Source organism: Leucobacter chromiiresistens (genome assembly GCF_900102345.1).
Taxonomy (GTDB): domain Bacteria; phylum Actinomycetota; class Actinomycetes; order Actinomycetales; family Microbacteriaceae; genus Leucobacter; species Leucobacter chromiiresistens.
On the sequence record NZ_FNKB01000001.1, the window covers coordinates 1,693,645 to 1,708,799 of the forward strand.

Annotated in this window: 12 protein-coding genes and 1 tRNA gene; 10 read left to right on the plus strand and 3 right to left on the minus strand. The window is 73.5% G+C overall.

What is annotated here, in order from left to right; translation table 11 throughout:
* From BLT44_RS07780 to BLT44_RS07825, 10 genes are all read left to right on the plus strand, one after another.
* Complete coding sequence (locus tag BLT44_RS07780) at positions 1-987, plus strand: ABC transporter permease (protein ID WP_010157696.1); 987 nt, start codon at positions 1-3, stop codon at positions 985-987.
* Positions 984-2,732: a dipeptide ABC transporter ATP-binding protein gene (locus BLT44_RS07785; protein ID WP_074690106.1), complete on the plus strand. Its 1,749-nt coding sequence runs from the start codon at positions 984-986 to the stop codon at positions 2,730-2,732. The genes BLT44_RS07780 and BLT44_RS07785 overlap by 4 nt, the downstream gene beginning before the upstream one ends.
* 190 nt (positions 2,733-2,922) lie before the next feature.
* Positions 2,923-4,827, plus strand: a complete 1,905-nt coding sequence (gene typA / locus BLT44_RS07790; RefSeq protein WP_010157787.1) for a translational GTPase TypA — start codon at positions 2,923-2,925, stop codon at positions 4,825-4,827.
* Between the two features lie 142 nt (positions 4,828-4,969).
* Positions 4,970-5,605, plus strand: a complete 636-nt coding sequence (locus BLT44_RS07795; protein ID WP_010157788.1) for a CG0192-related protein — start codon at positions 4,970-4,972, stop codon at positions 5,603-5,605.
* 399 nt (positions 5,606-6,004) lie between these two features.
* Positions 6,005-6,081: transfer RNA gene (locus BLT44_RS07800), tRNA-Pro, on the plus strand.
* A 411-nt stretch (positions 6,082-6,492) separates the two neighbouring features.
* Complete coding sequence (locus BLT44_RS07805) at positions 6,493-6,702, plus strand: heavy-metal-associated domain-containing protein (RefSeq protein ID WP_010157694.1); 210 nt, start codon at positions 6,493-6,495, stop codon at positions 6,700-6,702.
* On the plus strand, positions 6,702-7,349 hold the full coding sequence (locus BLT44_RS07810) for a YdhK family protein (protein ID WP_010157693.1): 648 nt from the start codon (positions 6,702-6,704) through the stop codon (positions 7,347-7,349). The genes BLT44_RS07805 and BLT44_RS07810 overlap by 1 nt, the downstream gene beginning before the upstream one ends.
* 100 nt (positions 7,350-7,449) lie before the next feature.
* A complete protein-coding gene (locus BLT44_RS07815; protein WP_010157692.1) occupies positions 7,450-9,717 on the plus strand; it encodes a heavy metal translocating P-type ATPase in 2,268 nt (755 codons plus the stop codon).
* A gap of 77 nt (positions 9,718-9,794) precedes the next feature.
* Positions 9,795-10,115, plus strand: a complete 321-nt coding sequence (locus tag BLT44_RS07820) for a metal-sensitive transcriptional regulator (RefSeq protein ID WP_029608385.1) — start codon at positions 9,795-9,797, stop codon at positions 10,113-10,115.
* A 28-nt stretch (positions 10,116-10,143) separates the two neighbouring features.
* Positions 10,144-10,491 (plus strand): TraR/DksA family transcriptional regulator, encoded by a 348-nt coding sequence (locus BLT44_RS07825; RefSeq protein ID WP_010157690.1) that lies wholly within the window; start codon positions 10,144-10,146, stop codon positions 10,489-10,491.
* 30 nt (positions 10,492-10,521) lie between these two features.
* On the opposite strand, the gene BLT44_RS07830 is transcribed toward BLT44_RS07825, so the two are convergent.
* The 3 genes from BLT44_RS07830 to BLT44_RS07840 are packed head-to-tail and all read right to left on the minus strand — an operon-like array spanning position 10,522 to position 15,106.
* The gene (locus BLT44_RS07830; protein ID WP_074690108.1) at positions 10,522-12,909 is read right to left on the minus strand and encodes a transglutaminase domain-containing protein; all 2,388 of its coding nucleotides are present in this window, start codon (positions 12,907-12,909) and stop codon (positions 10,522-10,524) included.
* On the minus strand, positions 12,906-14,114 hold the full coding sequence (locus BLT44_RS07835; protein WP_074690110.1) for a DUF58 domain-containing protein: 1,209 nt from the start codon (positions 14,112-14,114) through the stop codon (positions 12,906-12,908). The genes BLT44_RS07830 and BLT44_RS07835 overlap by 4 nt, the downstream gene beginning before the upstream one ends.
* Complete coding sequence (locus BLT44_RS07840) at positions 14,114-15,106, minus strand: AAA family ATPase (protein WP_010157689.1); 993 nt, start codon at positions 15,104-15,106, stop codon at positions 14,114-14,116. The genes BLT44_RS07835 and BLT44_RS07840 overlap by 1 nt, the downstream gene beginning before the upstream one ends.
* Positions 15,107-15,155 lie beyond the last annotated feature (49 nt).

The window sequence follows — 15,155 nt, forward strand, 5'->3', positions numbered from 1 at the left end:
GTGACCGTACCCGATCTCCCCACGCCCTCGACGGAGACCCTCGCCGTCGCCGTGCCCCGCGGGCGACGACTCCGCGACCGCGTGCCGGTGCTCCGGCAGCTGCGGCAGAGCGTCGGGCTGCAGCGCGGCATGCTCGTCGCCGGGCTCGCCCTGACCGCGCTGTTCGTACTGCTCGCCCTGCTCGCGCCGCTGATCGCCCCGTACGGGTGGGCGCAGCAGTCGGTCGACCGCACGGCGTTCGGCACGCAGCAGCCGCCGAACGCCACCAACCTGCTCGGCACCACCGTCTCCGGGTTCGACGTGCTGTCGCGGGTCGTCTGGGGAGCCCAGACCGCGCTCTTCGTGATCGCCGCCGCGATCCTCTGCTCCATCTTCCTCGGCATCGCGCTGGGACTCGTCTCGGGGTACTTCGGCGGCTGGCTCGACCGCATCCTCGTCGTGCTCTGCGACGCGATCTACGCGTTCCCGTCGCTGCTGCTCGCGATCGTGATGTCGATCGTGATCAGCCGCGGGCAGTCCACGCTCTTCGGCGGCATCCTCGCGACGGCGCTCTCCATCACCGTCGTGTTCGTGCCGCAGTACTTCCGGGTGATCCGCGCCGAAGTCGTGCGCGTGCGCTCCGAGCCGTTCGTCGAGGCCGCCCGCGTGATCGGCGTGCCCACCGGCCGCATCCTCGTGCGCCACGTGCTGCGCAACTCGGTGCGATCGCTGCCGGTGGTCGTCACGCTCAACGCCTCGGAGGCCCTGCTGACGCTCGCCGGCCTCGGCTTCCTCGGCTTCGGCATCGAGGCGACCTCCGCGGCCGAATGGGGCTACGACCTGAACCGCTCCGTCGCCGACGTCACGAGCGGCATCTGGTGGACGAGCGTGTTCCCCGGCCTCGCCATCGTGCTCGTGGTGCTCGGCATCACCCTCGTCGGCGAGAGCCTCAACGATCTGTCGGACCCGCGGCTGCGCCAGCGCCGCCGGGCGAAGGGAACCTCATGAACCGCATAGCGGAAGTCGCCGACCTGCGGGTGCGGTTCGCGACCGACGAAGCGCCCGTCGACGCCGTGAAGGGCATCAGTCTCGCGGCGCACGCGGGCGAGGTGCTGGCGATCGTCGGCGAATCGGGATCGGGCAAGACCGTCACCGCGAACGCCCTGCTCGGCCTGCTGCCCGAGACCGCGACCATGTCGGGCACCGTGATCGTGCGCACCCGGGCCGGAGACGAGACCGACGTGGTGCACGCCTCCCACGCGCAGATGCGGAGCATGCGCGGCAGCGCCGCCGCGATGGTGTTCCAGGAGCCGTCGACGGCGCTGAACCCCGTCTACACCGTCGGCTGGCAGATCGCCGAGGGACTCCGCGCGCACGGCCGCATCAGCGCGAAGGAGGCGCGGGCCCGGGCCGTCGACCTCCTCCGGCGGGTCGGCATCCCCGACCCCGAGCAGCGGGTCGACCAGTACCCGCACCAGTTCTCGGGCGGTCAGAAGCAGCGCATCGTGATCGCGATGGCGCTCGTGCTCGACGCGAGCCTCATCGTCGCCGATGAGCCGACGACGGCGCTCGACGTCACCGTGCAGGCCGAGATCCTCGAACTGCTGCGCATCTGCCGCGACGAGTTCGGGGCGACGATCGTGCTCATCACCCACAACATGGGCGTCGTGGCCGACCTCGCCGACCGCGTCATCGTGATGTACCGCGGCGAGATCATCGAGGAGGCCCCCGTCGCCGAGCTCTTCGGCGCCCCGAAGGAGCAGTACACCCGCGATCTGCTCGCCGCGGTACCGCACGTGGGCCACGGCAAATCGCGGACGCAGGCGCGGGAGGCGGAGGGCGGCGACGCGGCCGCCGCCGAGGACGCGGCCGCCGCCGAGGGCACGGCGGCCGCCGCCGAGCGCACCGCCGCCCGAGACACCGCCGGGCACCTCATCGTCGCCGAGAGCGCGCGGATCGGGTACCCCTCCCGGTTCGGGCGCGGCGCCGTCGTCGCCGTCGACGGGGTCGACTTCTCCGTCGCACCCGGCGAGGTCGTCGGGCTCGTCGGCGAATCCGGATCGGGCAAGACCACGATCGGCCGTGCCGTCGTCGGCCTGACGAAGGTCGTGGACGGATCGCTCCGCGTGCTCGGCCAGGAGATGCGCGACGTGCGCCAGCGGGCGCTCGCGCCGCTCCGGCCCGACATCGGCTTCGTGTTCCAGGATCCGGCGACGAGCTTCAACCCGCTGCTCTCGATCGCCGAGTGCATCGCCGAGCCGCTGATCGTGCACGGCCGCGCATCAGGCCCCACGGCCGCGCGTGCCCGCGTCGACGAACTGCTCGACGCCGTGCGCCTGCCCGCCGCGTTCGGCGACCGCTTCCCGCACGAGCTCTCGGGCGGGCAGCGGCAGCGGGCGTCGCTCGCGCGGGCGCTCGCCCTCGACCCGAAGCTGCTCATCGCCGACGAGCCGACGAGCGCTCTCGACGTCTCCGTGCAGGCAACGGTGCTCGAGCTGTTCGTGCAGCTGCAGGCCGAGCTCGGGTTCGCGTCGCTCTTCATCAGCCACGATCTCGCCGTCATCGACGCCGTCTCCGACCGCATCATCGTGCTGCAGCAGGGGCGCATCATGGAGCAGGGCACCACGGCGCAGGTGCTCGGCAGCCCGAGAGACCGGTACACGCAGCAGCTGCTCGCGGCGATCCCCGTTCCCGACCCCGCCGAGCAGCGCCGCCGCCGAGAGGCCGCGCGCGCCGGCATCGCGGGCGCCTAGCCCGGGGTCGCGCCGGGCGGGGCGCAGCGCACGCCCGGCCCGACCCTCCGAAGTGTTCGCGGGGCGTTCACGCGGAGACCCGCTAGAATAGTGCGTCGGCGTCTTTCGGCGTCACCGCGGGGCGATCCCGCTCCGTGGCCGGCAACCCGCCGTGCCGACGCTCCCTCGTCTCGTTAGGACTCACCTACTTATGGCTCTCGCCACACGCGAAGACCTCCGCAACGTCGCCATCGTCGCACACGTCGACCACGGCAAAACCACCCTCGTCGACGCCATGCTGCGTCAGACCAACTCCTTCGACGCGCACGCCGAGGTCGACGACCGGGTCATGGACTCGAACGATCTCGAGCGCGAGAAGGGCATCACCATTCTGGCCAAGAACACGGCCATCACGTACGAGGGCGCCCACGCCTCGGGCGGCCCCATCGTCATCAACGTCGTCGACACCCCCGGCCACGCCGACTTCGGCGGCGAGGTGGAGCGCGCGCTCTCGATGGTCGACGGCGTCGTGCTGCTCGTCGACGCCTCCGAGGGCCCGCTGCCGCAGACCCGGTTCGTGCTGCGCAAGGCGCTGGAGTCGAAGCTGCCCGTGATCCTCGCCGTCAACAAGACGGACCGCCCCGATGCGCGCATCGAAGAGGTCGAGGGCGAGGCGCAGGATCTCCTGCTCGGCCTCGCATCCGACCTCTCCGAGGATCACCCCGACATCGACGTCGACGCCGTGCTCGACGTGCCCACGGTGTACCTCTCGGGTCGCGCCGGCGCCGCATCGCACGAGCGCCCCGCCGACGGCGACCTGCCCAACAACCCCGACCTCGAGCCGCTCTTCCAGACCATCCTGGAGCGCGTGCCCGCACCGCAGTTCGACGACACGTTCCCGCTGCAGGCGCACGTCACGAACCTCGACTCGTCGCCGTTCCTCGGCCGCATCGCGCTGCTGCGCGTGCACCACGGCTGGATCAAGAAGGGCGAGACCGTCGCCTGGGTGAAGCACGACGGCACCGTGCAGAACGTGCGCGTCACCGAGCTCATGCTCACGAAGGCGCTCACCCGCTACCCCGCCGAGAAGGCGGGCCCCGGCGACATCGTCGCGATCGCGGGCATCGAGAACATCACGATCGGCGAGACCATCGCCGACGCGGAGGACGTGCGCCCCCTGCCGACCATCACCGTCGACGAGCCCGCCATCTCGATGACCATCGGCGCCAACACGTCGCCGCTCGTCGGCAAGGTGAAGGGCCACAAGCTCACCGCCCGCATGATCAAGGATCGCCTCGACCGCGAGCTCATCGGCAACGTGTCGCTGCGCGTGCTCGACGTGGGACGCCCCGACGCCTGGGAGGTGCAGGGCCGCGGCGAGCTGGCGCTCGCGATCCTCGTCGAGAACATGCGGCGCGAGGGCTTCGAGCTCACCGTCGGCAAGCCGCAGGTGGTCACCAAGGAAGTCGACGGCAAGAAGCACGAGCCGTACGAGCACCTCACCATCGATACGCCCGAGGAGCACCTCGGCGCGATCACCCAGCTGCTCGCGGCGCGCAAGGGCCGCATGGAGAACATGGTGAACAACGGCACCGGCTGGGTGCGCATGGAGTTCATCGTGCCCTCGCGCGGCCTCATCGGGTTCCGCTCCGAGTTCATGACCATCACCCGCGGCACCGGCATCGCGAACGCGATCTCGCACGGCTACGACGAGTGGGCGGGCCCGATCACGACCCGCAACAACGGCTCGATCGTCTCGGACCGCGCCGGCGTGGTGACGCCGTTCGCCATCATCAACCTGCAGGAGCGCATGAGCTTCTTCGTGCAGCCCACCGAAGAGGTCTACGAGGGCATGGTCATCGGTGAGAACTCGCGCTCCGAAGACATGGACGTGAACATCACCAAGGAGAAGAAGCTCACGAACATGCGCTCGGCCGCGGCCGACAGCTTCGAGTCGATGACCCCGCCCCGCAAGCTCACCCTCGAGGAGTGCCTCGAGTTCGCGCGCGAGGACGAGTGCGTGGAGGTCACGCCCGAGAACGTGCGCATCCGCAAGGTCGAGCTCGCAGCGTCGGCGCGCGCGCGCTCGGCGTCGCGCCTGAAGAACCAGAAGTAACGCGGTTCCCGACTCGAGGGCCCCGGCTCGCGCTCCTGCGCGGTCCGGGGCCCTCGTGCATTCCCGGCCCGGCGAAGACACCGGATCGATCGACGATCGCGGATCCGTCGACGACCGCAGCGTCCGGTCGTAGGATCGGACCATGGCCATCATTCACCGCACCACCCTGAGCCCCTCGAAGTACGAACTGCTCGCCGCGTGGCTGCCGGCGCAGCCGTGGTTCGCGGGCGACCCCGAGCAGCTCGCTCCCATCGGCGCGTACCGCTTCGACGACCCCGAGGGCGAGGTCGGCCTCGAAGGGCACCTGTTCACCGCAGGCGACTCGACGGTCTACCACGTGCCGCTCTCGTATCGCGGCGCCGAGCTCGACGACGCCGACGAGTTCGTCGTCGGCACCATGCAGCACGGCGTGCTCGGCACCCGCTGGGCGTACGATGCGATCGCCGACCCCGTCTACCGCGCCGCGCTCGCGGACGCGATCGTGCACGGCGGACGCGGCAGCCGCGAGTACACGCAGGACGCGGAGGGGAGGACGGCCGAGCGCGAGCCGTCCGTGCACGTGCGCGGCAGCGGCTCCGGCGACGGCCCCGTGCCCGAGCTCGCCGCCGTGCGGTTGACTTCGGAGGGCGCCGCGTCGATCGCGGAGACGGAGTTCGCGCTGCTCGCCGTGCATCGCGTCGTGGCGGTCGAGGCAGGCGACGATCCCGTCGGCACGCTCACGCTGCGAGGGGAGTGGGCCGGCGCGGTCGACGCGCTGCTCACCTCGCTCCGCAGCTGACGCCGCCGCGCCCGGCCGCGCGGCGGGCCGGTTCGCCCGTCGTCCGCCGGGGGCCGGGCGCCGCCGCCCCGCCGTCCGCGGCTTTCCCGGAGCGGGGTCACTTGCGGAGCGTGTTGCGCCGTGCTCGCCGCGCGACACCCTCCGAAAGCGACCCCGCTGGGAGATGGGAGGGAGGGTGGTGCCGCCGACGCGCGGCGCGGCGTGGCGCGGCCCGGTGCTGCGGGCGAGCGGGGTCACTTGCGGAGCGTGTTGCGCTGTGCTCGCCGCGCGACACCCTCCGAAAGCGACCCCCCTGGGGGACGGGAGGGAGGGTGGTGCCGCCGACGCGCGGCGCGGCGCGGCCCGTTTTCGCGTTTCGCCGAGAAACCGCTAGAGTATTCCTTGCGTGAAACACGCAATCGGGATGTGGCGCAGCTTGGTAGCGCACGTCGTTCGGGACGACGGGGTCGCAGGTTCAAATCCTGTCATCCCGACCAATAAGCCGCGGAAACTGTTACGTTTCCGCGGCTTTTTCGGTCTCCTGGCTGACGCGGTCGTCGGGATCGCCGTGGCGCCCGCGCGGAGCACCGCCCACGCGCATCGGCCTCGCGCTCGCCCTGCGCTCGCCGACGCGCACCGCTCGGCGCACCGCCCGGCACCGCCCGGATCACCGCGCCCGGAACGGACCGGCGCGACGGCGCCCCAACCGGCCTCCACCCCTACCGCGCCGCCGCCGCGCCTCCTCCGCGCCGGCGCCACGCCGCCTCCGCGCCGCCGCGAAGCCTCCTCGGTGCCGCCGCCGCGCCCGCCGCCGCCTTCCCGCACCCCATTGCGGAATACCACTGGGGGGTATACCGTTACCTCTGTAAGCGATACCCCGCAGCGGTATCGGAGCGGAAGGGGAGACGATGGCCGAGAACGAGTACCGGGTGACCGGAATGACCTGCGAGCACTGCGAGATGTCGGTGCGCGAGGAGGTCGGCGAGGTCGCGGGCGTCACAGGCGTGAAGGTGAGCGCGCAGACCGGGCGGCTCGTCGTGACGGGCGATCGCGAGATCGACGACGCCGCGATCCTCGCGGCGGTCGAGGAAGCCGGATACCGGGCGGCGCGAGTCTGATGCGCGCGCCCGCACGCCTCGCCCTCTACGCAGCGGGTCTGCTGGTGGCCTTCGGCGGAGCCTACGGGCTGGCCGGCGTCATCGTGCCTGACAGCGCGGTGGAGCCTTGGCGGGCCGAGAGCCGGCACGACGGGCACGAGGACGATGGAGCCGAAGGAGAGGCCATGAACGGCGACGAACAGAAAGCGCACGGTGCGGAGGGCGCCGGGGCGCACGACCATCCGGCCGACGGCGGGGCGCCGCCCGAGGGGATCCGGCCCGCAGCCGAGCCCCGGTACGCGGTGGGCGCCGCGGTGCGCCTGACCGCCGACCACATGCCCGGCATGGACGGCGCCGAGGCCACGGTCTCGGGCGCCTTCGAGACGACGACCTACTCGGTCACGTACACGCCGACCACGGGAGGCGATCCGGTGATCGACCACCGCTGGGTGGTGCACGAAGAGCTCGACCACCCGGGACCGGCACCGCTGGCGCCCGGAGCCGAGGCGGTGCTGCTTGCCGAGCACATGCCCGGCATGCGGGGCGCGACGGCGACCGCGGTCAGCGCGACGCAGGAGACCGTGTACATGGTCGACCTCACGACCGACGAGATGACGATGACGAACCACAAATGGGTCGTCGAGAGCGAGATGCGCCCGGCCGACTGACCCGCGACGGGGCAGACGGCGGGGCGGGGCAACCGAGGCACGAGACGGCTGCGGCACGTGACGGCTGCGGCACGCACAGAGAACGAGAGAGGGGCGCGCAGTGAGCACGCACACACCACCTGCGCCGGGCACCGGCGTCGAACTGGAGATCGGCGGCATGACCTGCGCGTCGTGCGCGAACCGGATCGAGCGGAAGCTGAACAAGCTCGACGGCGTCACGGCGACGGTGAACTACGCGACCGAGAAGGCGCGGGTCACGGTGCCGGAGGGCTACGACCCGGCGCTGCTGATCAGCGAGGTCGAGAAGACCGGCTACACCGCAGCCCTGCCGCGGCGGGAGCGCGACGCGTCCGCGGACGGCGCGGGCGACCCGTGCGGCGACGCCGACCCCGAGCTGACGTCGCTGCGCCAGCGACTCGTCGGATCGGTCGTGCTTACGGTTCCCGTGATCGCGATGTCGATGATCCCGGCCCTGCAGTTCCCGTTCTGGCAGTGGGCCTCCCTCGCCCTCGCAGCGCCGGTGATCGTCTGGGCCGCGTGGCCCTTCCACCGGGCGGCGTGGACGAACCTCAAGCACGGCGCCGCCACCATGGACACGCTCATCTCGATGGGCACGGGCGCCGCCTTCCTGTGGTCGCTCTACGCGCTCTTCTTCGGCACGGCGGGCGAGCCCGGCATGACGCACGCGTTCGAGTTCGCCATCGCCCCGTCGGACGGAGCGGCGAACATCTACCTCGAGGTCGGGGCCGGGGTGACGATGTTCATCCTCGCGGGCCGCTACTTCGAGAAGCGCTCCAAGCGGCAGGCGGGAGCCGCCCTGCGCGCGCTGCTCGAGCTCGGCGCGAAGGAGGTCTCCGTGCTGCGCGACGGGCGCGAGGTGCAGATCCCGACGACCGAGCTCGCGGTCGGAGACGAGTTCGTCGTGCGCCCCGGTGAGAAGATCGCGACCGACGGCGTCGTGGTTTCGGGCTCGTCGGCGGTGGACGCCTCGATGCTCACCGGCGAATCGGCCCCCGTCGAGGTCGCCGAGGGCGACACCGTGACCGGGGCGACCGTGAACGCCGGCGGGCGACTCGTCGTGCGGGCCACCCGCGTCGGCTCGGACACACAGCTCGCGCAGATGGCGCAGCTCGTCGAGGACGCGCAGTCGGGGAAGGCGGAGGTGCAGCGACTGGCCGACCGCATCTCGGGCGTCTTCGTGCCCATCGTGATCGGGATCGCGGTCGCCGTGCTCGGCGCGTGGCTCGGCGCCGGGTTCCCGGTCGCCGCCGCCTTCACGGCGGCAGTGGCCGTGCTCGTGATCGCCTGCCCCTGCGCGCTCGGGCTCGCCACGCCGACCGCGCTCCTCGTCGGCACCGGTCGGGGCGCGCAGATGGGGGTGCTCATCAAGGGGCCCGAGGTGCTGGAATCGACCCGGACGGTCGACACCGTCGTGCTCGACAAGACCGGCACCGTCACGACCGGCCGGATGACGCTGGTCGACGTCGTCGTCGAACCCGGCGTCGACCGCGCCGAGCTGCTGCGCTTCGCGGGGGCGCTCGAGCACGCCTCCGAGCACCCCATCGCCCGGGCCATCGCGGCGGGGGCGACGGCGGAGGTGGGGCCGCTGCCCGATCCGGAGCACTTCGAGAACGCTGCGGGCGCGGGCGTGCAGGGCGTCGTGGACGGCACCGCGGTGGTGGTGGGTCGCGAATCCCTCCTCGCCGACTGGTCGCAGCAGCTGTCGCCGGAGGTCGCCGCCGCGAAGGCGCGCGCCGAGGGCGAGGGGAAGACCGTGGTGGCGGTCGGATGGGACGGCCGGGCGCGGGGCGTGCTCGTGGTCGCCGACGCCGTGAAGCCGACCAGCGCGCGCGCCGTCGCCGAGCTGCGGGGCCTCGGCCTGACACCGGTGCTGCTCACGGGTGACAACGCGGCTGTCGCGCGTCGGATCGGCGCGGAGGTCGGCATCGACGAGGTGATCGCGGAGGTGCTGCCGCAGGAGAAGGTGGCGGTCGTCGCCCGCATGCAGCGCGCGGGCAGAGTCGTGGCGATGGTGGGCGACGGCGTCAACGACGCCCCGGCGCTCGCCCAGGCCGACCTGGGGCTCGCGATGGGCTCCGGAACCGATGCCGCGATCGAGGCCGCCGACATCACCCTCGTGGGCGGCGACCTGCGCGCCGCGGTGGACGCGATCCGGCTCTCCCGCCGCACCCTCGCCACGATCAAGACGAACCTGTTCTGGGCGTTCGCCTACAACGTCGCCGCGATTCCGATCGCCGCGCTCGGCATGCTCAACCCGATGCTCGCGGGGGCGGCGATGGCGTTCTCATCGGTGTTCGTCGTGGGCAACAGCCTGCGGCTGCGCGGGTTCCGGAGCGTGACCCGGTGACGGCGACGGAGACCGGGGCCGGCCCCGAGGCGACCCCGGAAGCGGCCGAACCGACGACCGACCCGGAGACCGACCCGATGACCCACCCGACGACCGACCCGGAGACCGCAGCGCACCGGCACGGCTACATCAGCGACAAGACGAAGTACCGCAACCGTCTGCGCCGCCTCGAAGGGCAGGTGCGGGGCATCGACCGCATGGTCGCGGACGAGCGGTACTGCATCGACATCCTCACCCAGATCTCCGCCGTCACCAAGGCGCTGGAGAACGTCGCGCTCGGGCTCCTCGAAGATCATCTGCGGCACTGCGTGGTCGACGCCGTGCACACCGGTGGAGAGACGGCCGAGCACAAATTGACAGAGGCATCCGAGGCGATCGCGCGACTCGTGCGATCGTAGGAGGAATGCACTGACGAAGGGAGCACGGGTGGAGCACGACGACCCCCGCGCACGCGGGCTGCTGCTCGCGGAGCAGGAGCGGATCGCGGCGCGCGTGACGAAGCTGGAGCGCGACATCGCGGCCCTCACGAGCGCGCGCCGCAGCTCGGTGGACGACGACGAGCACGACCCCGACGGGGAGCCGCTCTCGGCGCGGTGGTCGCTGCTCGCCGGGCTGCTGGAGTCGGCGCGCGACGATGCGCGGCAGGCCGCCGATGCGGTGCGCCGCCTCGATGCGGGCGCCTACGGGGTGTGCGTCGCGTGCGGGCAGCCGATCCCCGCCGGGCAGCTCGACGTGCGGCCCTTCCGGGAGCGCTGCGTCGCCTGCACGCCGTAGCGGCGCAGGATCGCGCGCCGCAGCGCGCATTCACGCGCCCCCGCCGCTCTCGCCGCGACCCCCGCGACTCCCGCCGCCTCCGCCTCCGCGCCGACGCATCGCCGATCGCGGCCACCAGCGCGCGCGCCGGCGTCGGGCGGGCCCCGCCGCCTGCTGCAGCGCCGCCGTGCAGTCGGCCAGCAGTCGCGCGAGATCGGAGCGGCGCGCGCGGTCGGCGCCGGCCTCGAGGGCCGCACGGCTCGAGCCGTAGCGCTCCGCCGTCATCGCCTCCGCGAGCGCACGCGCGTCGGCGGCGGCCGCCTCGGGGAGCGCGCCCGTGCCGCGCCAGTGCTCGAGCAGCGCTTCCGCGGTCTGCGCGCGCGGAGCGCTCGAGACCCCGGCGCGCGCGTCGATGCCGAGGTCGGTCGCCGTGTCCCGCAGCTCGCTCCACGCGGCTGCTGCGGGCGCCGATCCCTGCACGACCGCCCGCAGGCGACGGCGGCGACGCAGGAGGCGCCGCGCGGCGGGCGCGCTCGCAGTCAGGAGCAGCAGGGCGACGAGCGCGAGCGCAGAGACGGTGAGCGCGGCGCCCGAGGGAGCGGTGTCATCGGCGGTCGCGGCATCCGCGCCGGCCGCCGGGCCGGTGGCGGGATCGTCGACGGGCGTCTCGCTCGGCCGCGTCGGGTCGGCGGGCTCGCTCTCGGGCGCCTCGGCGGCTTCGGGCGTTTCGCTCGTCTCCGCACGCGGCGGGCGATCGCCGTCGGCCTCCAGCCCGGCGCCGCCCGGCGTCGGCTCGAACGCGACCCACCCGACGTCGTCGACGTAGATCTCGGGCCAGGCGTGCAGCTCGCGGCCCAGCACGACGGTGCGCTCGTCGCGTTCGGCGCGCGTCGCGTAGCCGACGGCGACCCGGGTCGGCACGCCGAGATCGCGCGCCATCACCGCGAAGGTCGCCGCGTAGTGCACGCAGAACCCGCGCCGCGTGTCGAGGAACTCGGTCATCACCGCGTACGGATCGTCGGGGTCGGCCCCCGGCTGGTACGGCGCGGCTTCGTCGTAGTCGAACGCTCCGCTGCGGAACCACTCCTGGAGCGCTCGGCCCACGGCGATCCTGCTCGTGCGCCCCTCGGCGGCTTCGACGGCCGCCGAGGAGATCGACTCGGGCAGCCCCTCGGGGAGTGCGAGGTACGCCGCGAGCGGCGATTCGGGATCGGGGTCCGCGATGAGCTCCGTCGCCCGCTGCGGCAGGGAGGCGAGCCCGTCGGCGGGCAGCTGGCCGGCGTCGAGCGGCGCCGCCTCGGCGGTGTATTGGTACCCCCGCCGGGTGATGTCTCGCTCGGTCTGCGCGGTGTTCGCCTCGGCCGACCAGATCCACCGCTCGGCCTGGAAGGGCTCGTCGGCGCCCGTCGGGAGCACGTGCGTAGTCGACTGCGGCAGCGGCAGCCAGGAGCTCAGCAATCCGTCGACGGTGACGGTGACGGTGCGCGCGGGCGCCGGGGGTGCGGCCTCCGACGCCGACGGGGGCAGGGACGCCGCCGATCGGGCTCGGGTGACGTCGGAGCCGTCGGCCGCGAGCTCCTGCTGCGGCTGCCACTGCCCGCCCTCGAAGTCGGCGAGCGTCGCGAGCGTGAACCGCAGCGGGCCGGGAGCCGAGCTCGTGAAGCTGAAGGCCGGCGCGCTGCTGCGCTCCCGAAGATCTTCGGCGAGTGCCAGCGTGACGTCGGGCACGGTGCGCGACACGGGCGACGGGAAGAGCGAGTCGTTCCAGATGCGATCCTGCGTCGCGGGGGTGACGGCCATCGCCCCCGCCGCGAGTGCGGCGGCGACGGCGCCCGCGAGTGCTCCGTACCAGCGCGGCGTGCGCGAGCCCGCCCAGGCGAGGAGCGCGAGGGCCAGCAGGGCTCCGAGCCAGGCGGGCGCGCCGGCAGAGACCCCGGTGACGGCCGCCGGCACGAGCAGCACGAGGGCGACGAGGCCTCCGGCGAAGAGCGGCAGGTCGGCGGCGACGAGCAGCAGCGACGTGGCGGCGGCGACCAGCAGTACGACGGCGAGCAGCAGGTCGGAGAGCGGCCCGGCGACGGTGAGCGGTGCGGAGCCGCCGATGATGCGCAGCTGCGCCTGCTCGAAGACGCCGGCGGGATCGCTCCACCAGTCGCCGGCGCGCCCGTTCAGCAGCAGGAGCAGCGCCCACGCCCCGAGGCCGGCGGTGAACCCGCCGAGCCCGGCGCGGAGCCCGCGCCGCGGAGAGCGCGCACGGAGGGCGCACGCGGTCGCGATGGTGACGCCGACGAGGGCGACCGCCGATGGCCACCACGCGCCCCACGCGAAGACGCGGGTCAGCGACCCGAGGGCGATGACCCACAGCAGCAGGAGGAGGCCTCCCGCGGCGCAGAGGCGGGCCGCGGGCAGACGCTCCGTCGCGTCGGGCGCCGCGGTCACGGCGTCGTCTCCGGGCCGGCCGACGGCGGGACGGGCAGATGGATCGACCGCCAGCCGGCGGGGAGGGCCGCGTCGGACGCGGCGCCGACGGCGAGGAGCACCCCGCCGCCGGGGGAGGCCGCCAGGGCTCTGCGCAGACGGGAGCCCGCCGCTCCCGTGACGACGACCGCGGGCAGCGGAGCATCGACGGGGGCGGGAGCCGGCGTCGCCTCGGGTGCCGGGCGCCTCCCGCCCCTTCGGGGGCTCGCCGGATCGACGACGAGCTGCGCGCGGGCGAGGGCGCGCAGCAGCGGATCGGCGGCGTCGCTCGCGACCGGCGGCTGCGGCGGCAGCTGCATCGTGACGAGGTGACCGGAGAGCGTCCACTCCTCGACGATCGCGGTCGCAGCCGATACGGCGGCCTCGAACTCGGCCGCCGACCCGTATGCTGCGGCGGTGCAGTCGAGCCGCAGCGCGCGCTCGGTGCGCGTCGTCGGCTCGGGGAGGTTCACCAGCCACGAGCCCTGCCGCGCGCTCTGCTTCCAATTGATCTGGCGAGACGCGTCGCCTCTGCGGTACTCGCGCAGCGCGCCGCCGCCGACCACCCCGTCGCCGACGCCCGAGGCGGCCACGCCGCCGCCCTCGCCGAGCTGCTCGGAGGCCCCGGCGTCGAGCAGCGCCGCCGCGCCGGGCAGCGGGCGCGGCAGCACGAGCACGGACGCCGCCGCGCGCACGTGCGACTCGTACCGGACGAGCCCGAGCGGATCCACGACGCCGACCGCGGCGACCTCGATCTCGAGCGGCCCGCGCGCCGCCGCCGGCCACGCGCACTCGGCGACCACGGGCGACCCTCCCGCGAATACGAGCGGAAGGGTCGCGCTTCGCCCGCCGGCGACCCAGCGCACCCGCCCGCGGGCGGCCCAGGGGAGTCGGTGCACCACGTTGGCCGTGCACTGCACGGTCGTGCCGGCCGGGGGAGCGGGCTCGTCGGGCCGCACCCGCACCTCGAACCGCGCGAGGCCGCCAGCGACCGCCGCGCCGACGAGCGACACCGCGACGAGCGCGCCGAGCAGCCACGCGACATACCAGACGTCGCGCAGCCCGATGGCGTACCAGCCGACGCCCAGCACGAGCGCGCCGAGCGCGCACGCCCAGCCCCGCGGCGTCAGCGCGATCGACCACCCCGCAGCGCCGCGCCCCTCGCAGGCCCCGTTCGTCGCCCGCATCACCGCAGCGGCGTTCGCGCGACGATCTCCTCGACGATCTCGGTCGCCGCGCGCGCCGACTCGTCGGCGCGGGCGAAGCGGCCCTGCGGCACGAGCCGATGCGAGAGCACCGTCGCGGCGAGCGACGCGACATCGTCGGGGGAGACGAAGTCGCGGCCGTGCACCGCCGCCCGCGCGCGGCTCATGCGGCTCACGTGCACCGACGCGCGCGGGCTCGCCCCGAGGGCGACCCCGGGGTGCGAGCGCGTCGCGCCGACGAGATCGACGATGTACCCGCCGACCTCGGCGGAGAGGTGCACCGCGGCGGCGGCGCGCTGCGCGGCGCGCACCTCCTCGACGGAGGCGACGGCGGGGGCGGCGTCTCGGGGATCCCGATCAGAGGTCGCGAGCAGCATGCGCAGCTCGGAAGCGGCGTCGGGGTACCCGAGGGAGATGCGCGTCATGAACCGATCGCGCTGGGCCTCGGGGAGGGCGAACGTGCCCTCCATGTCCTGCGGGTTCTGGGTCGCCACGACGACGAACAGCTCGGGGAGCCGGTGCGTGCTCCCGTCGACGGTGACCGACCGCTCCTCCATGGCCTCGAGCAGTGCCGACTGCGTCTTCGGCGTGGCCCGGTTCACCTCGTCGCCGATCACGATGTTCGCGAAGATCGGGCCGGGATGGAACTGGAACCGGCGGCTCTCCTGGTCGTACACCGAGAGCCCGGTCACATCGGTCGGCAGCATGTCGGAGGTGAACTGGATCCGCCGCGCATCCGCGCTGATGGAGCGCGCGAGCGCCGCGGCCAGGGTGGTCTTGCCGACCCCCGGCACATCCTCGAGCAGCAGGTGCCCGCCCGCGAACACCGTGGTGATCACCGTCTCGATGACCTCGCGCTGCCCCTGGATGACCCGCGCGAGCGCGTCGCCGATGCGCTGCGCCAGCTCGCTCGGCAGCACGGAGCGGGGGCGGGCGGTGGGAACCGGGTCGTGCGAGAGTTCGGTCGTCGACATGCTGGCTGCCCTTCGTCGGTTCGCAGTCACCCGCAGCTTGCCACACCAA

Excerpts from the sequence above, each read along its gene's own strand:
- BLT44_RS07785 (WP_074690106.1), top strand. The coding sequence starts at position 984 with ATGAACCGCATAGCGGAAGTCGCCGACCTGCGGGTGCGGTTCGCGACC.
- BLT44_RS07835 (WP_074690110.1), bottom strand. The coding sequence starts at position 14,114 with ATGCGGGCGACGAACGGGGCCTGCGAGGGGCGCGGCGCTGCGGGGTGG.
- BLT44_RS07810 (WP_010157693.1), top strand. The coding sequence starts at position 6,702 with ATGCGCGCGCCCGCACGCCTCGCCCTCTACGCAGCGGGTCTGCTGGTG.
- BLT44_RS07805 (WP_010157694.1), top strand. The coding sequence starts at position 6,493 with ATGGCCGAGAACGAGTACCGGGTGACCGGAATGACCTGCGAGCACTGC.
- BLT44_RS07840 (WP_010157689.1), bottom strand. The coding sequence starts at position 15,106 with ATGTCGACGACCGAACTCTCGCACGACCCGGTTCCCACCGCCCGCCCC.
- typA (WP_010157787.1), top strand. The coding sequence starts at position 2,923 with ATGGCTCTCGCCACACGCGAAGACCTCCGCAACGTCGCCATCGTCGCA.
- BLT44_RS07820 (WP_029608385.1), top strand. The coding sequence starts at position 9,795 with ATGACCCACCCGACGACCGACCCGGAGACCGCAGCGCACCGGCACGGC.
- BLT44_RS07795 (WP_010157788.1), top strand. The coding sequence starts at position 4,970 with ATGGCCATCATTCACCGCACCACCCTGAGCCCCTCGAAGTACGAACTG.